This window comes from Pseudarthrobacter lactosi (assembly GCF_055412785.1).
Window position 1 is genome coordinate 706,602 of the sequence record NZ_JBVAYS010000002.1, and the last position, 19,139, is coordinate 725,740.

18 protein-coding genes are annotated in these 19,139 nt (G+C 66.4%); 13 read left to right on the forward strand and 5 right to left on the reverse strand.

Features of this window, described 5'->3' with window-relative positions; genetic code table 11:
• Positions 1-14: 14 nt before the first annotated feature.
• On the reverse strand, positions 15-296 hold the full coding sequence (locus tag ACZY0Q_RS13120; RefSeq protein ID WP_463917437.1) for a hypothetical protein: 282 nt from the start codon (positions 294-296) through the stop codon (positions 15-17).
• Positions 297-547: 251 nt separating this feature from the next.
• Here ACZY0Q_RS13120 and ACZY0Q_RS13125 point away from each other — a divergent pair, with 251 nt between their 5' ends.
• Positions 548-1,642: a helix-turn-helix transcriptional regulator gene (locus ACZY0Q_RS13125; RefSeq protein ID WP_463917438.1), complete on the forward strand. Its 1,095-nt coding sequence runs from the start codon at positions 548-550 to the stop codon at positions 1,640-1,642.
• 12 nt (positions 1,643-1,654) lie between these two features.
• On the opposite strand, the gene ACZY0Q_RS13130 is transcribed toward ACZY0Q_RS13125, so the two are convergent.
• From ACZY0Q_RS13130 to moaA, 3 genes are all read right to left on the reverse strand, one after another.
• Complete coding sequence (locus tag ACZY0Q_RS13130; RefSeq protein ID WP_463917440.1) at positions 1,655-3,160, reverse strand: HNH endonuclease signature motif containing protein; 1,506 nt, start codon at positions 3,158-3,160, stop codon at positions 1,655-1,657.
• 275 nt (positions 3,161-3,435) lie between these two features.
• Positions 3,436-3,702 (reverse strand): MoaD/ThiS family protein, encoded by a 267-nt coding sequence (locus tag ACZY0Q_RS13135; RefSeq protein ID WP_463917442.1) that lies wholly within the window; start codon positions 3,700-3,702, stop codon positions 3,436-3,438.
• Positions 3,703-3,706: 4 nt separating this feature from the next.
• Positions 3,707-4,909, reverse strand: a complete 1,203-nt coding sequence (gene moaA, locus ACZY0Q_RS13140; RefSeq protein ID WP_463917443.1) for a GTP 3',8-cyclase MoaA — start codon at positions 4,907-4,909, stop codon at positions 3,707-3,709.
• A gap of 132 nt (positions 4,910-5,041) precedes the next feature.
• Here moaA and ACZY0Q_RS13145 point away from each other — a divergent pair, with 132 nt between their 5' ends.
• From ACZY0Q_RS13145 to ACZY0Q_RS13175, 7 genes are all read left to right on the forward strand, one after another.
• Positions 5,042-6,712 carry a molybdopterin-dependent oxidoreductase gene (locus ACZY0Q_RS13145; RefSeq protein ID WP_463917445.1) on the forward strand — a complete coding sequence of 557 codons (1,671 nt, stop codon included), beginning with the start codon at positions 5,042-5,044 and terminating at the stop codon, positions 6,710-6,712.
• A 23-nt stretch (positions 6,713-6,735) separates the two neighbouring features.
• Positions 6,736-7,980: a molybdopterin molybdotransferase MoeA gene (locus ACZY0Q_RS13150; RefSeq protein WP_463917447.1), complete on the forward strand. Its 1,245-nt coding sequence runs from the start codon at positions 6,736-6,738 to the stop codon at positions 7,978-7,980.
• The gene (gene moaC / locus ACZY0Q_RS13155) at positions 7,968-8,462 is read left to right on the forward strand and encodes a cyclic pyranopterin monophosphate synthase MoaC (protein ID WP_463917449.1); all 495 of its coding nucleotides are present in this window, start codon (positions 7,968-7,970) and stop codon (positions 8,460-8,462) included. Before ACZY0Q_RS13150 ends, moaC begins: the two co-directional genes overlap by 13 nt.
• On the forward strand, positions 8,459-8,986 hold the full coding sequence (locus tag ACZY0Q_RS13160; protein WP_463917451.1) for a MogA/MoaB family molybdenum cofactor biosynthesis protein: 528 nt from the start codon (positions 8,459-8,461) through the stop codon (positions 8,984-8,986). Before moaC ends, ACZY0Q_RS13160 begins: the two co-directional genes overlap by 4 nt.
• The gene (locus ACZY0Q_RS13165) at positions 8,976-9,437 is read left to right on the forward strand and encodes a molybdenum cofactor biosynthesis protein MoaE (protein WP_463917453.1); all 462 of its coding nucleotides are present in this window, start codon (positions 8,976-8,978) and stop codon (positions 9,435-9,437) included. The genes ACZY0Q_RS13160 and ACZY0Q_RS13165 overlap by 11 nt, the downstream gene beginning before the upstream one ends.
• Positions 9,438-9,531: 94 nt before the next feature.
• Entirely contained in the window at positions 9,532-10,302 is a 771-nt protein-coding gene (gene dapB / locus ACZY0Q_RS13170; protein WP_463917454.1) for a 4-hydroxy-tetrahydrodipicolinate reductase, read from the forward strand.
• A 3-nt stretch (positions 10,303-10,305) separates the two neighbouring features.
• Complete coding sequence (locus tag ACZY0Q_RS13175) at positions 10,306-10,785, forward strand: hypothetical protein (RefSeq protein ID WP_354159156.1); 480 nt, start codon at positions 10,306-10,308, stop codon at positions 10,783-10,785.
• Between the two features lie 15 nt (positions 10,786-10,800).
• Here ACZY0Q_RS13175 and ACZY0Q_RS13180 read toward each other — a convergent pair whose 3' ends face one another.
• Complete coding sequence (locus ACZY0Q_RS13180; protein ID WP_463917456.1) at positions 10,801-12,036, reverse strand: heparan-alpha-glucosaminide N-acetyltransferase domain-containing protein; 1,236 nt, start codon at positions 12,034-12,036, stop codon at positions 10,801-10,803.
• 104 nt (positions 12,037-12,140) lie between these two features.
• Between ACZY0Q_RS13180 and ACZY0Q_RS13185 the strand changes: the two genes are divergently transcribed.
• The 5 genes from ACZY0Q_RS13185 to ACZY0Q_RS13205 all read left to right on the forward strand — a co-directional run bounded on the left by ACZY0Q_RS13185 (position 12,141) and on the right by ACZY0Q_RS13205 (position 19,138).
• The gene (locus tag ACZY0Q_RS13185) at positions 12,141-12,563 is read left to right on the forward strand and encodes a hypothetical protein (RefSeq protein WP_463917458.1); all 423 of its coding nucleotides are present in this window, start codon (positions 12,141-12,143) and stop codon (positions 12,561-12,563) included.
• A gap of 9 nt (positions 12,564-12,572) precedes the next feature.
• Positions 12,573-13,319 (forward strand): carbon-nitrogen hydrolase family protein, encoded by a 747-nt coding sequence (locus ACZY0Q_RS13190; protein ID WP_463917460.1) that lies wholly within the window; start codon positions 12,573-12,575, stop codon positions 13,317-13,319.
• 125 nt (positions 13,320-13,444) lie between these two features.
• Entirely contained in the window at positions 13,445-14,353 is a 909-nt protein-coding gene (gene dapA, locus ACZY0Q_RS13195) for a 4-hydroxy-tetrahydrodipicolinate synthase (RefSeq protein ID WP_463917462.1), read from the forward strand.
• Between the two features lie 41 nt (positions 14,354-14,394).
• Positions 14,395-16,086: a ribonuclease J gene (locus ACZY0Q_RS13200; RefSeq protein ID WP_463917464.1), complete on the forward strand. Its 1,692-nt coding sequence runs from the start codon at positions 14,395-14,397 to the stop codon at positions 16,084-16,086.
• A 130-nt stretch (positions 16,087-16,216) separates the two neighbouring features.
• Entirely contained in the window at positions 16,217-19,138 is a 2,922-nt protein-coding gene (locus ACZY0Q_RS13205; RefSeq protein WP_463917465.1) for an FtsK/SpoIIIE family DNA translocase, read from the forward strand.
• The last annotated feature ends 1 nt before the right edge of the window (position 19,139 follow it).

Consider the following 19,139-nt stretch of genomic DNA (forward strand, 5'->3'; position numbering starts at 1 on the left):
TGCAAGTTTGGCAGTCAGCCGGCTGATTCCAGGATCCTTGTCCGCGGCGCGCTGTTCAGGGCTGGCGCTGCGGAGGAGGAATTCCACACCCTATCTCTCAGGTTCGCCAGCAATTGCTCGGCCTGGCCGCGTTCCTTGAAATCGAGTTCCACCACCACGTAGTGGGTGTCATCCACCGGCTGGGAAATTCGGTGACAGACGACTCCGGACGCCGCGCGGTCCACCGGATCCCGGTCGAAGGCCGCCTTCCACATGCCAAAGTCCTTGATGCCATGTTCTATCTGCAGTGTGTACATTGCTGTTTCTCCTTAGTTGATCGCGTTCGTTGGTGGCACTTGTTGCCTCCGCGCTCCCACCTTTCGCTCCTCTGCTGGGAGAGCCGCACGGTTCCGCTGCGTTACCTACCGTCACGGTAACTGTTGGCCACTGCCGCCGGTATCCCAGAAATCTGGGGCCCGGGACGGGAAGCGCCCGCGTCGACAGCAGAGCGCATACTGGGGGAATGACCCCTGGCAGGCCCTGGAACCGGAGCCTTGAACGGATCCGGTTGATCGGCGATTCCGCCCCGGATCACCACTCATTACGGATAGCTGTGCTCGCTGAGTTGGGCCGCGTGCTGCCGTTCAGTGGCTTCGTATGGCCGCTCTCAGATCCGCTCACGGCGACGGGTATTTCGCCCATTGCCCGGATTCCGTGCCCGGACGAACTGCCGTTGTTGATCCGGCTCAAGTATCTGACGCAGGCAGGTCGCTGGACGCAGTTGGCGGTGAGTCCGTTGCCAGTGACGACGCTGCTGCGCGAAACCGCCGGCAATCCATCACGGAGCCTGGTGTGGAATGGCCTGATGAAGCGCTACGGAGTGACTGATGTCCTGTTCGCGGTCCTGGCGGACAAGCACGGCTGCTGGGGTTGGATCGACCTCTGGCGAACGGCCCGGAACGGTCCCTTTACTGCCGACGAAGTGGAATACATCGCTGCCGTGACGCGTGAGGTCACGCCCGCCCTGCGTCGTTCGATAGCCCGGCAGTTTCTCGTGGAGCTGCCCGGCGGACGGGACCCCGTAGGACACGAGACTATCCGTGCGGGGGTATCAGCCAGCGGCGGAAGCCTGAGGCAGGAGTTGCCTCAGCAGGCTGTGCTGACTCTGGATGCGGATATGGCGGTGGTGGGTGGAACGGCTTCGGTGGAGGATTGGCTGGGGCTGCTTCAGGCTGGCCCGCGTCCGTTTCAACGCGTACCGGCCGAGGTTCTCAACGTCGCTGCCCAGTTGCTGGCGTGTGAGGCGGGCGTGGATCGTCATGCTGCGTCCGCCCGTGTGCACATCGAGTCGGGCCAGTGGGCTCTACTCCAGGCCAGCCGGGTGGACTCCACCGGCACAGCGGCCATTCCGCCATTGGCCGTCACCATTCAGGCCTGCCCTCCAGAGGCGAGGCTTGATATGTTCGCCCGGAGCTTCGGGCTGACAAGACGGCATCGGGAATTGTTTGAACTTGCAGCAAGCGGGGCTGACACCAACGCCATGGCTGACGCCTTGGGGATTGGGGCCTACACCGTCCAAGATCAGTTCAAGCAGATTTTCGAGACATGCGGCGTCCATAGCCGCGCGACACTGTTGGCTTTGGCGATGGGAACGGCCCAGTAACCGGACCGGCCTTCAACTATGTGCCCGTGGCAGTGTGTCCTGGTCCTGGTCCACGTCGAGTTTCAGGTCCGGGTCCGGGTCGAAGTCGCGTTCCAGGTGCACGTCCAATGCCGAAGCGGTGCTGATACCAGTGCTGGCTCCGGGCATGGAGATGTTTGCTGGCCAGGTTGGTGGTTCCCAGTCGGGGTGTTCGCTGGTGTAGTGGCGTCCGGTGGGTGATGTCCAGCCGGGTGGTTCGTTTTTGGTGGCGGTGGTGGGTTTCCAGGCTGTGGTGTGTCTGAGTCTGTGGTGTTTGTGGCAGGGCTGGCCGAGGTTTGAGATGCCGGTGGTGCCGCCGTGGGCCCAGGCGAGGAGGTGGTCGGCTTCGTTGTCGAGGGAGTGGTTGCTGCAGCCTGGGAATGGGCACTTGCCGTCGCGCAGTCTGAGCCATTGGCGTTGGGCTTTGGTGACCCGGTAGCTGCTCCGCCCGATCTCCAACGCAGCCCCCTCGCGCGGGTCGATCAGGACGCGGTGGAACGACTCGGCACCGTCGGCGACGAGTCGGCGGGCCATGGAGGGTGGGATGGGTCCGTATCCGTCGAGCATGGCCGGTTCATCGGTGAGGCCCATCAGCGCGAACACCGGCACGGTCACGAGAACTTGCGCCCGCGGCGAGGGGACACCGTCATTCCCGTCCACGTCCCCGGCCGCATCGCCGATCCGGTCAAGCAGCCAGGTGGCGATGGTGTCGGCGCGGAGCTGGGTGAGGTTCCTGTCCTCGTCCGGTCCTTGGAGGGCGCGGGCTGCGGTGGTGGTGCGGTTCCAGATCCCGGCGGCGGTGTCGGCGGGGAGGTAGGCGGAGAGCCAGGCCATGCCGTCGCGGTCCGGGGCGTACTCCACCCTTCGATCCTGGACACCGCGTGCGTGGCGTTTTTCGATGCTCACCGGGTGGTGGCGTTCCCGCCAGGTCCGGGCTTTGTGCCGGAACCTCCCGGGGATGAGTTCACCGGCCAAACCACCCCTCGCCGCGTTCACCGCGTCGGGGTCCAGGAAATGTGCCTCCAGCGCCTGGGCGCCGGCGGGGTCCAGGTTGGTGGTTTCGTCGACCATGATCCTCGCGTGCTGCCACGAAATCGTCCCGGCCTGCAGCGCCGAGAACGTCAGCGGCAGGGCCGTGGTCAGGGAGTGGGCTTCGCCGAGCAGGGCACCGGCACTGCGTTCGCTGACGGTCATGGCGCAGGCGACCTCGGCGACCACGGCCATCTCCTGGCCCCGGTGGTCCTGCGGGGACTCAGCCGGGCCCGCGAGAGCCTCGGCAGCGGCGCTGTAACCGGCAGCCAGCCAGACTTTCAGGGCGGCACTTTTCGCCTCCAGTCGTGAGATCTCGGCCAGCCCGTCCAGGAATCCATCCGCCGCCCGCCGCAGCGGATCAGCATCCCCGCGACCGGGGGAATCGGACCCGCCACGGAGCCCTGCAGCAAGCTCAGCGAAAGACACCGAAAGGGCCTCCGCCGTCACCACTCCCGTTCTGCTATCCATACCTAAATCATCCCAGCAGGGTGTGACAAAAACGGCCAGGCCGAACGCCTATGTGCATAACCCTGCGGCCTCGTTGGCCTCCATGGCAGGGACAAACGTGAAGGGCCCGGCCCTATCGGAGGCTGGAGCCGCTTGGTGCCCGGCCCTATCGGAGCGTGGAGTTGATTTGGTGCCCTGCAAGTCGGCACGAGGGGACACATCAAGCCTCAGATCCAGGGTCTCAACTGTCCGTTCGCGCTGTCCGAACGGCGCCCTACACTCCGGTGAAGGGCTCCCTACCCGCCAGCGAAGGGCGGCAGTACGTCAACCACATCGCCCGGATTTAACACAGTCGTGCGGTCCCGGACGGCCACCTCGTTGAGCAGGAAGCTGCTCCGGGACAGGATCCGTTGCAGGGGAGGAGTGCCGGCCGGTGGCTCGGCGCGGTCCACAGCCAGGACTGCCTGCAGCAAGCCGGCCACTGTAGTCCCGGACGGGAGATCAAAGGACTCGTCGTCCACGCCCGCAGCGGCGCGCGCGGCAGCGAAGTAACGTACGTTCAAGAATTCAGCCTCCGATGGCGCTCATGCTGCGGTCCGGCTGGACAAAGTCCGCTGCGCCGAGACCTGTGTGGTCCATGCCGTGGGCCTTTGGTTTGACCCACATGGCGTCCTGCCAGCGTTCGGCCAGGGCCTCGTCACTGGCGCCCTCCCGCAGCAGACCCAAAAGATCGAACTCCTCACGGGAGAACAGGCAGCTCATGATCTTGCCCTCAGCGGTGATCCGCGTTCGGCGGCAGTCGGCGCAGAACGGTTCGGTGACGGACGCGATGATCCCCACGGTGCCCAACACCGGGCCCGTGGCTTCGAGTGCCGGTTCCACGGCTTCCGCCCCCGCTTCCACAGCCTCCAGAGCCGCTCCCTCAGCTCCCAGCACAGCACCATCCGGCCCCGCGGACCCGGCCACCCGGCGTCGTACTTCAAAGCGCTCTGCGGGCGCTCCGTCGCGGGCCCGGGGATCGGGACTCAACACAAAGTCGCCCGAGAGTAGGGTGCGGATCTCCGCCGCCGTGATCATGTTCCGCCGCGTCCAGCCGTGGTCTGCATCCAGGGGCATCTGCTCGATGAAGCGGAGTTCGTAGCCGCGGTCCAGCGCCCACGCGAGCAGGGACGGCGACTCGGTGTCGTTGATGCCCCGCATCAGCACGGCGTTGAGCTTGACGGGGCCCAGCCCGGCCGCCCAGGCGGCGTCGACGCCGGCCAGGACGCGGTCCAGGAACGGGCGCCGGGTCAGCTTGGTGAAGGTCTCTTCGTGCAGCGAATCCAAGGAGACATTGATGCGCGTCAGGCCCGCAGCTTTAAGCGCGGCAGCCTTTTTGTCCAGGCCCACGCCGTTGGTGGTCATGGAGATCGGCAGCTCCGGATGATTGCTGCGCAGGGCCGCAATGATGTCCATCAGGTCCGCCCGGACCAGAGGCTCACCGCCGGTCAGCCGTAGTTCGCGGACACCGAGCAGGTCCACACCGATCCGGACAATCCGCACGATCTCCTCGGCGGACATCACGGCCTGCTTCGACAGCCACTCAAGCCCCTCGGCCGGCATGCAATAGGTACAGCGCAGGTTGCACTTGTCCGTCAACGACAGCCTCATGTCCGTGGCCCGGCGGCCATATTGGTCCAGCAGCCCCGACGGCGTGCCGGCAGGGCGGGCAGGCGGCAAGCCCGGCCCTGCATCTTCCCGGGGTTGCGGCATGCCTAGCTGAACACTCATGAATTCAGGCTACGCCACCTTTACCCCCGGGATCACGCCCGTGACGCCCGGGATCGGGTACGTCGCCGGAAGTCCCGCCGAATGGCGGCGAAGTCCGGCGCTGCCGGGGCCCGGCGAACCTATGCTGGAGAGGTGAACAGCTCCCAGCCCCTGCAGGAAACGGCCGACGACGGCGTCACCTCGCCCGGGCGCTCGGGAACCGGCAGTGCCGCTCAAGGCAGCCGCCGCTGGGCCGCAGCCTCGGGGGCAGTGGCCGCCGGCGCCGCCGTCGTCATAGGGGAGTTGTTGGCAGGTCTGTTCAGTCCGTCCCTGTCGCCCCTGACGGCGGTAGGCGGGGTCATGATCGATGCTGTTCCGCCAGGTGTTAAGGACTGGGCCGTCGCCCTGTTTGGCACTGCGGACAAAACAGTGTTCGTGGCCGGGATGCTGCTGGTCATCGCAGCGGTCGGGGCATTGGCCGGGATCCTGGAACAGCGCAGGCGGTTTGCCGGTGTGGCGGTGATTGCTGTTTTTGGGCTTGTAGGGCTCACTGCCGTGCTTACCCGCGCCCAACTGACCCCGGCCGCGGCTGTTGTGCCGCTGGCCGCTGCCCTGGCCGGTGCGCTCCTGCTGGAAAGGCTGATCCGTCGGCTTCACGAAGGACTCCCGGCCGGCGCAGCAGGGACAGCAGGCGGGACAGCCGCGGGGACAGACGCCGCGGACGCGCAACTTCCCGCGCGGACAGCACCAGCCGCCGGGCGGCGCACGTTCCTGCAGGTCCTGGCTGCGAGCGCCGGGGCCACCGCCGTGGGTGGCATTGTCGCCGCGGTCTGGCGAGGTGCGGCCGTCGGCATCAGCACCGCCCGCGAAAAACTGCAACTGCCTGCCGCAGTCTCACAAGCGCCCGCCATCCCGGCCGGCGCCGAGGTGGGCCTGGACGGAATGCAGCCGCTGGTCACACCGAACCGTGACTTCTACCGGATCGACACCGCCCTGATCGTCCCGTCCCTCGACCCCGACTCCTGGGTTCTGCGCGTCACGGGAATGGTGGAGCAGGAGATTGAGCTGAACCTGGCTGATCTGCTGGCGAAGCCCCTGATCGAACGTCATGTGACCATCGCCTGTGTCTCCAATGAAGTGGGCGGTGACCTGATCGGCAACGCCCGCTGGCTTGGCTGGCCCGTGCGGGAACTCCTGGCCCTTGCCCGGCCGCAAGCCGGCGCCGACATGGTGCTGTCACGGAGCTCCGACGGTTGGACGGCGGGCACCCCACTGGAGGTACTCACCGATCAGCGGGACGCCCTGCTTGCGGTGGGGATGAACGGCGAACCGTTGCCGCTGGAACATGGTTTCCCGGTCCGGATGATCGTGCCCGGCCTCTACGGCTACGTTTCCGCAACCAAATGGCTCACCGAACTCCGCGTGACCAGGTTCGCGGACGACGTCGGCTATTGGACGCCGCGCGGCTGGTCCGACCGCGGCCCCATCAAAACGTCCTCGCGGATCGACGTGCCCCGCACCGGCCGGCGGGTGGCTGCTGGAACGGTCATGTTCGGCGGCGTGGCCTGGGCCCAGCACACCGGGATCGGCAAGGTGGAACTCCGCGTCAACCGCGGTCCGTGGCAGGCGGCCCGCCTGGCGCCCGGGATTTCACTGGACACCTGGTACCAGTGGCAGCTGGGCATCGAGCTGACTCCGGGCCAGTACGAGGTCCAGGTCCGCGCCACGGACCTCAACGGCGAGCCGCAGGTGGAGGAACGCCGGCCGGTTGCTCCCGACGGGGCCACCGGCTTCCACACGATTAGAGTTGACGTGAATCCATGACGGCCCGGACCGAAGGCAGGACCATGCACAGCCCTCCGCACCAGCACGGCCACACGCACCACCAGGCACGGTCCGTTGCCTTGCACCGGGCCGCCGTCACCGAGCTGCTGACGCCGCTGCTGGCCCAGGGGCGGACGGAAACGCTGGCACTTCGCGAGGCGTTGTGCAAGGGCCTCGCCCAAGACGTGATTGCCCCAATAAGCCTCCCGCCGTTCGCCAATTCCCAAATGGACGGCTTTGCCGTCAACAGCTTGGACGTGCCCGACGGCGGTGCGGAGCTGCCTGTGGTTGTCCCCGTTCCGGCAGGTGCCGTGCCGGCGGCCCTGGACCGTGGCACTGCCGCCCCCATCATGACGGGAGCAATGATTCCCGCCGGGGCTGACGCCGTCGTGCCCGTGGAACGTGCCGTTCCTGACCGGTTCCCGGCTCCGGGGGAAACAACCACTGTGTGGGTGCCGGCGACGGCGGCCGGCACCTTCGTGCGGTCGGCCGGCAGTGACATTGCCGTGGGGGAGCGGGCGCTTGCCGCGGGAACCTTCCTTGGCCCGGCACAGCTGGGGCTGCTGGCAGCCCTGGGGATCGCCGAGGTCACTGTGCGCAGGCCGGTGACCGTCCTCCTGGCAACCACAGGCGACGAAGTGGTGGAACCCGGCCAGCCGCTGCCGGCCGGCAAGATCTACGATTCCAACGGAACCCTTCTCGAGAGCGCCATGCGGCAGGCCGGCCTGGCAGTGGTGCGCACGGCCATCGCGTCGGACCATCCTGACGAATTCCGTACACTGCTGCGCGGCCATGCCGGTGCGGTGGACCTGATCGTCACCACGGGCGGGGTCAGCAAGGGAGCCTACGAAGTTGTCCGCCAAGCCATGGAGGGCCAGGCCACTGAGTTCCTGCATGTCGCCATGCAGCCCGGCGGACCGCAGGGCATCGGGACATTCGACGGCGTGCCCTTCCTGGGATTCCCGGGAAACCCCGTCAGCTGCCTGGTTTCCTTCGAAATGTTCCTGCGGCCGGTGCTGGCCGAACTGTTTGGCTCACCTGCCCCGCGGATCCCGGCCCGCGCACGGCTGGGCCACAGCCTGTCGTCGCCTGAACACAAGCATCAGGTCCGGCGCGGAACCCTCCAGGGGGATGGAACCGTCCGCCTTGAAGGGGGCGAAAGCTCCCACCTGATGCATGCCCTCGCCGGCTCCAACGCGCTGGTGCACATTCCCGTTGGGGTCTCGGCGCTCGCCGAGGGCGACGAGGTGGAAGTATGGATGCTGTGAATCCAGAACATAGCCCGTCCGCGCTGACCCATCTGCGCCAGGACGGAAGCGCCCAGATGGTGGACGTGTCAGCGAAAGCCGAAACCACCAGGGAGGCCACCGCCACTGCCACGGTCCGCACCACAGACGAAGTGCTGAGCCTGCTCGGATCCGGCGGCCTGCCCAAGGGCGATGCCCTGGCCGTGGCGCGCGTTGCCGGCATTATGGCCGCAAAAAAGACCCCCGACCTCATCCCGCTCTGCCATCCTTTGCCGCTCTCGAAGGTCACCGTGGACTTCGAGCTCGGAACCGACTCCGTGGCCATCCTGGCCACGGTCAAAACCCGCGGGGTCACCGGGGTTGAGATGGAAGCGCTGACGGCGGCCTCCGTGGCTGCGCTCAGCGTGTACGACATGATCAAGGCCGTCGACAAGCACGCCGTGCTGACCGACATCAAAGTGCTGGCGAAAAGCGGCGGCAAGAGCGGGGACTGGACACTATGAGCACCGAGAGCACTATCCTGCCGGAGCCGCACACGCACGGCGAGGTGCAGGGGCGGAAAGCCGGGGTTGTCATTGCCTCCACCCGCGCCGCCGCAGGCATCTATGAGGATGAAACCGGGCCCGTCATTATTGACTGGCTTACCGAGCACGGCTTCGAGGCGTACCCCGCCATGGTGGTGCCGGACGGCGCGCCCGTCGGTGCGGCGATCCGCGCCCTCCTGACCCAGCATCCCGCCGTCGTGATCACCAGCGGCGGTACCGGGCTCAGCCCGGACGACCGCACCCCCGACGTCACCCTGCCCCTCCTGGACCGCGAGATCCCGGGCATCATGGAGGCCATCCGGCGTGAAGGCGCGGCCAAAACGCCGCTTGCGGCGCTCAGCCGCGGGCACGCCGGAGCCGCCGGGCAGACGTTCATTGTCAACCTGCCTGGCTCACCCAAGGGGGTCATGGACGGCCTGTCTGTGCTTGACCCGTTGATCGGGCACCTGTGCGACCAGCTGGAGGGCGGCCATGGGCACTGACTCGGTATTCGAAGTAGTCCACGCGGTACTAAGCCCGGAACCCATCTCCGTGGACCAGGCCATCGCCGCGGTGGAGTCTGACACCGCGGGAGCCGTGGTCAGCTTCAGCGGCGTAGTGCGGAATCACGACGGCGGCAAGGCAGTGGAGCGGCTCAGTTACAGTGCGCACCCCACGGCTCACCAGGTAATGGCCGACGTCGTCGCCCGGCTGGCCGCCGAACATGCCGGCGACGGATCCGGAACGCAGCCCGTGCGGATCTGGGCTGCCCACCGCATCGGGATGCTGGAGATCGGCGATCCTGCGCTGGTCTGTGCGGTCTCCGCTGCGCACCGCGGACAGGCCTTTGCCGTGTGTTCCGAACTGGTGGACCGCATCAAGGAGCAGGTTCCCATCTGGAAGGAACAGTTCTTCGCCGACGGCACGGTGGAGTGGGTCGGCGCGGGCAGCTGAGCAGTGCCGGATTCCCGACGCCTTCCGGCGGTTGCGAGGTAACGCACAGCCTTCGGTTCAATCCCGCACCCGGCCCGACGGTAGGGTTAACGGCATGATCGAACAACTCTCCGTGCCCACCCGCGTGGCTGTCCTGGGCGCCAACGGGCGCATGGGCGCCGAAGCCGTTAAGGCCGTTGAAGCTGCCTCCGACCTGCTGCTCGTAGCCGCCTTCGGACGCGGCGACTCGCTGGACCAGCTGGCCGCGTCGGGTGCCCAGATCGTGGTGGACCTCACCGTCCCCGAAAGCACCGAAGCGAACGTGCGCTACGCCGTCGAGCATGGCATGCACGCCGTTGTGGGGACCACCGGTTGGGATGCCACCCGGCTCACCGCCCTGGAGGAACTGCTCGCGGAAAACCCGGAAACCGGGGTGCTGATCGCCCCCAATTTTGCCCTCGGCTCCGTGCTGGCCTCGGCCTTTGCCGCCAAGGCCGCCAAATATTTCGAGTCCGTCGAAATCATCGAACTGCACCACCCGGAAAAGGTTGATGCGCCGTCCGGGACCGCTGTCCGGACGGCCCAGCTCATTGCCGCCGAGCGCAAGGCCGCGGACGTTCCCCCCAGCCCTGATGCGACCACCAGTGAACTCGCCGGCGCGCGGGGTTGCGACGTTGAGGGAGTCCGCGTTCACAGCGTCCGGCTGCGCGGGCTGGTGGCCCACCAGGAGGTGCTGCTCGGCGGTCCGGGGGAGCAGCTGACCTTCCGGCACGATTCCTTTGACCGTGCCTCCTTTATGCCCGGTGTGTTGCTTGGCGTGCGCAATGTTGCCGCACATCCGGGACTGACGGTGGGCCTGGACGGCTACCTGGACCTGGGACTCTAGGCCGTGGGCGGGTTTTTTGCCGCGTTCCGGAAGAACCGCACCAAGATCTGGGTGGGTGCAGTAACGCTCCTGTTGGTCTTCTACCTGGTGGTGTCCTTCCAGCGCTCCGTGCTCCTGCTGCTGGACAGCAATCCCGCCGCCAAGGCCATCGGAGCTGCCTACCTGGTTCTCCCGGCCATCGGCGCCTGGGCCATGATCCGTGAACTGCTGTTCGGCGCACGCACTGAACAGATGGCCAAGGTCCTGGAGGCCGAAGGCGGGCTCCCTGTCGACGAGCTGCCGCGCACACCCGCCGGCCGGATCGTCCGCTCAGCGGCGGATCTGGAATTCGAAAAATACAAGGCTGAAGCGGAAGCGGCGCCCGGTGACTGGCGTTCGTGGTTCCGGCTCAGCTGCGCCTATGACGCTGCCGGTGACCGGAAGCGTGCCCGCGCGTCCATGCGCGACGCCGTGAAACTGTTCCGTGGCAAGGTTCCTGCCTAGCGCAGGCTGGCCCGGTCAGCGCAGGCTGGGCCGCTCGCCGCGCCCCAGCTGGTTGGCCGCATGGCCCACCAGCTCCAACGGGCCCCGCCATTTCAGGAGCACAAACACAATTCCCACGGTGATGGCCGTGGCGGCATGCGCCCAGTACATCCCGTCCTCGGTCCAGCCCGCGGGCAGTGGCTTCAGGTAGAACGCCGAAACCACCCAGACATGCGCTGAGTAGAGCGTGAGCGTCATGGCACCCGCGCCGCGCAGCGGCAGCAACAGGTCCAGGTCCAGCCAGTCAGCCAGCCTGCCGAGCAGGAGGAACACACCCACCACGGCGGCTGCCACGCCGCAGGTGTGCAGAAGGTCCAGCGTGGTGGCCGAATGCGGCGCCGCGGCCGCCAGCCACCACCAGGAACCTTCCTGCCGGATTCCCGTGAGATTGACCTGGAGGACACTGTCCAGCGGGTAGCCGGGCGCGTTCAGGACTGCTTCCAGCGCGGCCCGTCCGCCCCAGTTCTCCATCGCGGCTGTACCCAAAGCCTTGGCCAAGGCGGCCACCGCCGCGCCGCTGCAGAGCAGCAGGACGGGAATCATCGCCTTGGTGAGGGCCAGCCGTCCGATGACGAGGCCCACCAGCAGGTATGACAGCCACTGGAACACCGGGTAGTAACCGGTCAGGAACAGGTCTCCCAGGAGAGGGAAAGGGGTCGAGAGGTCTTCCCAGGACGGGTTGTGCCCCAGGTTCAGGGGAGGGTTGGCCGCCATCAGCCAGGGGCGGAGCAGATAGGCGAGCACCGGGGAAACCACGATCCAGCCGACGGCCCACGCGCATAGCGCCCTCAGCTTCAGGCCCAGGAACGGCAGGATGCACAGGAACAGCAGGGCGTAGTGGACCAGGATGATCGCGAGGTTTACTTCCAGCCCGCCCAGTGAGAGCCCGACGGCGGCAATCACCAGGGCGCGCAGTGCGATGCCGCGGCGGGCTGCGTTCAAGGCAGTACCTTCCGGAGGTACCTGCCTTCCGGTGGACAGTGCCAGTCCCACGCCAGCCAATACGGCAAACAGCGCGGCCGCCCTGCCGGAGAAGGTAAGGCCGATCCAGGTGGGCGTGAGGTCGGCGTTTGCCTCGAAGGTGGGCAGCAGATGCGTGGCCATCATGCCAAGGAGCGCCAGCCCCCTGGCGGCGTCAATACCGCGGAGGCGGCCCGCGGCCTGTGAGGTTCGAGGCGCCCGCGAGGGTCTAGCCGGGGCACGGGACGTCATGAGGCGATGTTCTCACACCAACCTTTGTGGCGGCAGCCAGACCGGCCGGAAACACGGTCCCGAAGTCCTTGTGTTCGAATATATGTTCTAATAATATGGACACCATGCAAACCCCATCCCAGCCGCGACCGTTTCCGGAATCCCCAGCCGCCAGCGGATCGGTGCGCCCCGCCCGGGATGCCCAGGACGCTGCTCCGGCACATCCTGCAGGGCTAATGAAAGCGATGAGTCCAGGAGTGGTGGACTTTCTTTTCCGGCAGCTCGTGGCAGGTCGGCCTCCCGTGGACATCCAGTGGCAGGACGAAGGCGTGACACTCACCGCCCAGCCGGCGGGGGCCGAGCTGGCCCGCAGATTGGCCGACACCGACCTCGACGCTTTGACGCCCACGGAACTGTTCCACTACGTCCGGGCGGCCCAGCGGCTCGCAGCCTGGGCCGAGGGGCTGCGGGAGGCTGCGGTGGACCGGTACTGCCAGCCGGGGAAGCAGCAGGATGGCGTAGTTCCCTCGGCTAGGCGGCATCCCTAGGATAAAGAGGTGACTGATTCCCTGACCGTCTCTGCCGTGCAGTACCAGGCGCTGGAAGGCGGGATTGTGCCGAATGTGCAACAACACGTCCGGCTGATCGAGGATGCCGAATCCCACGGTGCCCGGCTGGTGGTGTTCCCTGAGCTGTCTTTGACGGGGTACAACCTGGGGCTACTGGCTGCTGACGAGCCGTGGCTTCAAAGCGATGACCCACGCCTGGGCGATCTCCACGAAATCTGCCGCCGGACCGGGATCACCGCCGTGGCCGGTGCTGCCTATCGCGAACCGGATGGCACGCCGCGACTAGCCAGCGTCGTGATCCATCCCAACGGCACCACCGAACTCGGCTTCAAAACCCACCTCCATGGACCGGAGCGGGAGGTCTTCGCCGCCGGCGACGGGGCCGTCGTGATCGAGCTGGATGGCTGGAAGATCGCGCTAGCCATCTGCTTTGACGCCGCGGTTCCGGCCCACTCCACCGGGGCAGCCCAGGCCGGCGCGGATATCTATGCCGTGTCGGCCCTGTACACGTTGGCTGAAGAGCAGCGGCTTCGCCTGCAACTCGGAGCCAGGGCCATGGACAACCGGATGTTCGCCGTCCTGGCGAACCTTGGCGGATCCACGTCGCTGGGTCCCTCCTGCGGCCTCAGCGGGTTCTGGGGACCGGACGGCTTCGAACTGAAAAAGGCCGCCGGAACCGGCACAGAAGTGGTCACCACCGTCCTGCAACGGAGCGCCTTGCGGAAATTCCGCTGACGCCGCGGGAGTCGAACTGCAGTGCTTCCTGACCGTAGTCAGTAGGGCACGGCGGCCCGCTATTTGACGCGTATCACGCCGCCCCCATTGTCCTAACCAGCCGCCGACAGGGTAACGTTTTTTCCATGCCTCACAAATCCGCCACCGCTCCTGCCCTTGGTACGCTCCTGACCGCCATGGTCACGCCCTTCTCCAAGGATGGCGCCGTGGACTACAAGCAGGCAGCCGAGCTGGCCACCAAACTTGTGGACGATGGCTGCGACGGCTTGGTCGTCACCGGGACTACCGGCGAAACGTCCACCCTGTCGGATGAAGAAAACCTTGGCATGTTCCGCGCTGTCAAGGAGGCTGTGGGAGACCGTGCCGCCATCATTGCCGGCACCGGGACGAACGACACCGCACATTCGGTGCACCTCTCCCAGCAGGCGGCAGCGCTCGGCGTCGACGGCCTGCTGCTCGTCACGCCGTACTACAACAAGCCCAGCCAGGCCGGGGTCCAGGCACACTTCGAGGCCGTCGCGTCTGCAACCGATGTGCCCGTTATGCTCTATGACATTCCGGGCCGCTCCTCCATCGCGATCGAGCCCGAAACCATGATCCGCCTGGCGCAGCACCCGAACATCGTCGCGGTCAAGGATGCCAAAGCCGATTTCGTGGCAGCCAGCCGCGTGATGGCAGAGACGGACCTGAACTTCTACTCGGGCGACGACGGGCTGACCCTTCCGTGGATGTCCTTGGGCGCCGTCGGACTCGTGGGTGTCACAACCCACATCGCAACGCGCCGCTTCCGCGACCTGATCGACGCCATCAATGCGAACGACTTCGAAACCGCGCGTAAGATCAACTTCGAGCTGCTGCCCGTTGTCAGGGCAACGATGACCCGCATCCAGGGAGCCGTTGCAGCCAAACTAATTCTTAAATGGCAGGGAGTCCTGCCCAACTCGATTGTCCGTTTGCCCCTCGTGGAGCCGGACGAAGCCGAGATCGTATCCATCCGCGAGGATTTGGCGGAAGCGGGGCTGGTCTTTCCCTGAGGGCTAAGACCAGCACCCTTCCGCCTGGAAAGTAGTGCACTATGACCCAAACCGCCCTTCCTGGCCTTGTCACGCCTCCACGCCTGCCGCAAGGCACCCTTCGGATCGTTCCGCTGGGCGGACTGGGGGAGATCGGCCGGAACATGGCCGTGTTCGAAATTGACGGCAAACTGCTCATCGTGGACTGTGGAGTCCTCTTCCCGGAGGAGACCCAGCCCGGCGTTGACCTGATCCTGCCCGATTTCTCCTACATCGAGAACCGTCTCGACGACATCGTGGCCGTTGTCCTGACCCACGGCCACGAGGACCACATCGGTGCCGTTCCCTACCTGCTGCGGCTGCGCGCCGATATCCCCCTGGTGGGCTCACAGCTGACGCTGGCCCTCATCGAGGCCAAGCTGCAGGAACACCGGATCCGTCCGTACACGATGACCGTCGAAGAGGGCCAGGTCGAAAAGTTTGGCCCCTTCGAATGCGAGTTTGTCGCGGTCAACCACTCCATCCCCGACGCACTGGCAGTGTTCATCCGCACGGCCGGCGGCACTGTCCTGCACACGGGCGACTTCAAGATGGACCAGCTGCCCCTGGACGGCCGGATCACCGACCTCCGGCACTTCGCCAAGCTGGGTGAAGAGGGCGTTGACCTCTTTATGTCCGACTCCACCAACGCCGACGTACCGGGCTTCACCACCGCCGAAAAGGAAATCGGCCCCACGCTGGAACGGCTCTTCGGCCAGGCCACCAAACGCATCATCGTGGCGTCCTTCTCCTCGCACGTCCACCGCGTCCAGCAGGTGCTCGACGCCGCCGCCAAGCACAACCGCAAGGTGGCGTTCGTGGGCCGCTCCATGGTCCGCAACATGGCCATCGCCGCCAAGCTCGGCTACCTTGACGTTCCCGAGGGCCTCCTGGTGGACATCAAGAACATCGACAACCTGCCGGACAACCGCGTGGTCCTGATGTCCACGGGTTCCCAGGGCGAACCGATGGCCGCGCTGTCCCGCATGGCCAACGGCGACCACCGCGTAGTTGTGGGCGACGGCGACACCGTGATCCTTGCCTCCAGCCTCATCCCGGGCAACGAGAATGCCGTCTTCCGAATCATCAACGGCCTGCTCAAGCTCGGCGCGGACGTCATCCACAAGGGCAACGCCAAGGTGCACGTCTCCGGACACGCGGCCGCCGGCGAGCTGCTGTACTGCTACAACATCCTCGAGCCGCTCAACGCCATGCCGGTGCACGGCGAGACCCGCCACCTGATCGCCAACGGCAAGATCGCCATCGAGTCCGGCGTCCCCACCGCCAGCGTCATCCTTGCCGACAACGGCACCGTGATCGACCTCAAGGACCACCGCGCAGACGTAGTGGGCCAGGTTGAAGTGGGCTTCGTCTACGTGGACGGCTCCAGCGTCGGCGAGGTCACGGAAGCGGACCTCAAGGACCGCCAGACGCTCGGCGATGAAGGCTTCATCTCCATCATCACCGTCATCAACCGCACCACCGGCAAGGTGGTCTCCGGACCGGAGATCCACGCCCGCGGCGTAGCCGAGGACGATTCGGTCTTCGACGAGATCATCCCGAAGATCAACGCCGCCCTGGAAGAAGCCGTGCTCAACCGCACGGACCACACCACACACCAGCTCCAGCAGGTTGTCCGCCGCGTTGTCGGCACCTGGGTCAACCGCAAGCTGCGCCGCAAGCCCATGATCATCCCGGTGGTCCTCGAGGCGTAACAGCCCCGAAGGCAAGCGGAATAGCGAAAGGCCCGGTTCTTCGGAACCGGGCCTTTCGCATCTGCAACATGAGGCCGGGAACAGCCGGAAATCCGCGGAAAACCGCGTCAGTTCCGGTACCGTGGCACGTATGGCCACTCGTACTACTCCCGCGCCCCGAGGCACCGCTGGCGGCAAATCCAGCGCCAAATCCGGCAGCCCGGCGGGCCGCGGTGCAGGCGCCACAGGATCCGGCCGCACCGGCGGACGGGCCGGTTCATCGACGGGCACCGCACGCACCCGCCAGCTTCCCGCCGTCGAACAGCGGCAGCCCTGGCTCCTTCGCGTTGTGGGCGGCGCCTGGTTGGGCGTCGGCCATCTGGTCGGCGGCGGAGTCCGCAGGATCGGCTCCGATGTCAGCGACCTGCCGGCAGAAGAACGCCGCGACGGTGCTGCCCTGTTCAACCTTGCCCTGGGTGTTTTCATCGCCACCTTCGCCTGGTGGGGAATGACCGGCTGGTTCCCCGACGCCGTCTACAGCGTGGTCAACGGCACCTTCGGCTGGATGTCGCTGCTTTTGCCGCTGATGTTGTTTGTTTGCGCTTTTAGGCTCTTCCGGCAACCGGACGACGGCCGGGGAAACAACCGGGTGGGGATCGGTTTCCTCATCATGACCTTTGCGGGCTGCGGCCTTGCCCACGTTGTGGGCGGGCAGCCCACCGTTGCCGAAGGCTTCGACGGCCTCCGCCAGGCCGGCGGTATGCTCGGTTTCCTGGCCGCCTCACCTCTCGCAGCCATCCATGCAGCAGTGCCCGTCGTGATCTACGGGCTGCTGGCGTTCATCTCATTGCTCATCATTACCGCAACCCCCTTCGGCGCCATTCCACGCCGGCTCCGGGGTGCCTATGCGCACCTCATGGGCCTGGACCTGCAGGAACCCGGCGACGACGGGGACAGCCACGACCGCAGCTACCTCGAGGAAACGAAGGCAATCCAGGCGCCGCGGAAGAAGAAGCGGCGCTTCTTCGGCAAGGACGACGAGTCCGACGCCGGTCTGGAAGGCTACGTGGGCGACGAAGCCTTCGAGCACGCCGTTATCGACGACGACGAGGCCGACGCAAAATCCGGCAGTGGACCGCGCCCCGCTCCCGGCGTGCGCCGCCCCACGAAGGCGGAGATCGCCGTCGAGAAAATCAAAGCCGCCCAGGGCATCGGCACCGCAGGCAGCGCGCCGGCCGAGAACAACGCCACCGAGGCCATCCCGCTGGTCACCCCCGGGATGGTCGCCGCCGGCTCGCTCAACGCTGCACCTGCCGCCGCTGCGCAGGTGCCGGCCAGGCCTGTCACGCCCATGCCCCTTCCGGCTCCCATTCCGCAGCGGACAGAGCAACTCTCACTGGCGGGCGACGTCACCTACACGCTGCCGCCGTCGGACGTTCTGACCCCCGGCTCCATCCCCAAGGAGCGCACCGAAGCCAACGACGCCATAGTGGCTTCCCTGACTGAGACCCTCAACCAGTTCAACGTGGAAGCGCAGGTCACCGGCTTCAGCCGCGGGCCCACCGTCACCCGGTACGAGATCGAACTGTCCCCGGGCACCAAGGTGGAGCGCGTCACCGCCCTGTCCAAGAACATCTCCTACGCCGTCGCTTCCAGCGACGTCCGGATCCTCAGCCCCATCCCGGGCAAGTCCGCCATCGGTATCGAGATCCCCAACACGGACCGTGAGACCGTCTCCCTCGGCGACGTGCTCCGCAGCCAGAACGCGCGCCGGACCGACCACCCCATGGTGATGGGTGTCGGCAAGGATGTCGAAGGCGGCTACGTTGTGGCGAACCTCGCCAAGATGCCCCACCTGCTCGTCGCAGGTGCCACAGGCGCCGGTAAGTCCTCGTTTGTGAACTCCATGATCACCTCGATCCTTATGCGGGCAACCCCGGATGAGGTCCGCATGGTCATGGTGGACCCCAAGCGTGTGGAACTGACCGCCTACGAAGGCGTCCCGCACCTGATCACTCCCATCATTACCAACCCGAAGAAGGCTGCCGAGGCCCTGCAGTGGGTGGTCCGCGAGATGGACGCCCGTTACGACGACCTCGCCAACTACGGGTTCAAGCACATCGATGACTTCAACAAGGCCGTCCGCGCCGGCAAGGTCCAGCCGCCCGTGGACTCCAAGCGCGTCATCCGGCCCTACCCGTACCTGCTGGTGATTGTTGACGAGCTTGCCGACCTGATGATGGTGGCCCCGCGCGACGTCGAAGACTCCATTGTCCGCATCACCCAGCTGGCCCGCGCCGCCGGCATCCACCTGGTCCTGGCCACCCAGCGGCCCTCCGTGGACGTCGTCACCGGCCTGATCAAGGCCAACGTGCCGTCCCGGATGGCTTTCGCCACGTCGTCCGTCACCGACTCCCGCGTGGTCCTTGACCAGCCCGGCGCCGAAAAACTCATCGGCCAGGGCGATGCCCTGTTCCTGCCGATGGGTGCCTCCAAGGCCATGCGTGTCCAGGGCGCCTGGGTCACGGAGTCCGAAATCCACAAGGTCGTGGAACACGTCAAAGGCCAGCTCAAAGTCGATTACCGCCACGATGTCGCCCCCGAGGCGCCAAAAAAGCAGATCGACGACGACATCGGGGACGACCTCGAAGTGCTGCTGCAGGCCACCGAACTGGTGGTCACCACCCAGTTCGGCTCGACGTCGATGCTCCAGCGCAAGCTCCGGGTAGGCTTCGCCAAGGCCGGACGGCTGATGGACCTGCTCGAGTCCAGGGGAGTGGTTGGCCCCTCAGAAGGGTCCAAGGCACGCGACGTTCTGGTAAAACCGGACGACCTCGCTTCCGTGCTCGCAGCCATGAAGGGCCAGGACGCGCCCGCAGTTACGGACTCGCAGACTGCGGCGCTCAGCGACAACGCCAACTCGAACATCGCCCAGGGCGGTTACGCGGAGGACCTTGTACAGGCGGACCTGGACCAGCGCAGCCAGAAGGTTGAGTACTTTGACGGCGCCGATGGCACATCGGGAGACGACGAGGACGGTTCCGAAGACGCGTGGTCACTCACCGGACGGTAGC

Bases quoted from the DNA above. Each gene is read 5' to 3' on its own strand.
- ACZY0Q_RS13130 (WP_463917440.1), bottom strand. From the start codon at position 3,160: ATGGATAGCAGAACGGGAGTGGTGACGGCGGAGGCCCTTTCGGTGTCT.
- ACZY0Q_RS13185 (WP_463917458.1), top strand. From the start codon at position 12,141: ATGCAAACCCCATCCCAGCCGCGACCGTTTCCGGAATCCCCAGCCGCC.
- moaC (WP_463917449.1), top strand. From the start codon at position 7,968: ATGGATGCTGTGAATCCAGAACATAGCCCGTCCGCGCTGACCCATCTG.
- dapB (WP_463917454.1), top strand. From the start codon at position 9,532: ATGATCGAACAACTCTCCGTGCCCACCCGCGTGGCTGTCCTGGGCGCC.
- ACZY0Q_RS13205 (WP_463917465.1), top strand. From the start codon at position 16,217: ATGGCCACTCGTACTACTCCCGCGCCCCGAGGCACCGCTGGCGGCAAA.
- ACZY0Q_RS13200 (WP_463917464.1), top strand. From the start codon at position 14,395: ATGACCCAAACCGCCCTTCCTGGCCTTGTCACGCCTCCACGCCTGCCG.
- ACZY0Q_RS13180 (WP_463917456.1), bottom strand. From the start codon at position 12,036: ATGACGTCCCGTGCCCCGGCTAGACCCTCGCGGGCGCCTCGAACCTCA.
- ACZY0Q_RS13120 (WP_463917437.1), bottom strand. From the start codon at position 296: ATGTACACACTGCAGATAGAACATGGCATCAAGGACTTTGGCATGTGG.
- ACZY0Q_RS13150 (WP_463917447.1), top strand. From the start codon at position 6,736: ATGCACAGCCCTCCGCACCAGCACGGCCACACGCACCACCAGGCACGG.
- moaA (WP_463917443.1), bottom strand. From the start codon at position 4,909: ATGAGTGTTCAGCTAGGCATGCCGCAACCCCGGGAAGATGCAGGGCCG.
- ACZY0Q_RS13165 (WP_463917453.1), top strand. From the start codon at position 8,976: ATGGGCACTGACTCGGTATTCGAAGTAGTCCACGCGGTACTAAGCCCG.
- ACZY0Q_RS13160 (WP_463917451.1), top strand. From the start codon at position 8,459: ATGAGCACCGAGAGCACTATCCTGCCGGAGCCGCACACGCACGGCGAG.
- dapA (WP_463917462.1), top strand. From the start codon at position 13,445: ATGCCTCACAAATCCGCCACCGCTCCTGCCCTTGGTACGCTCCTGACC.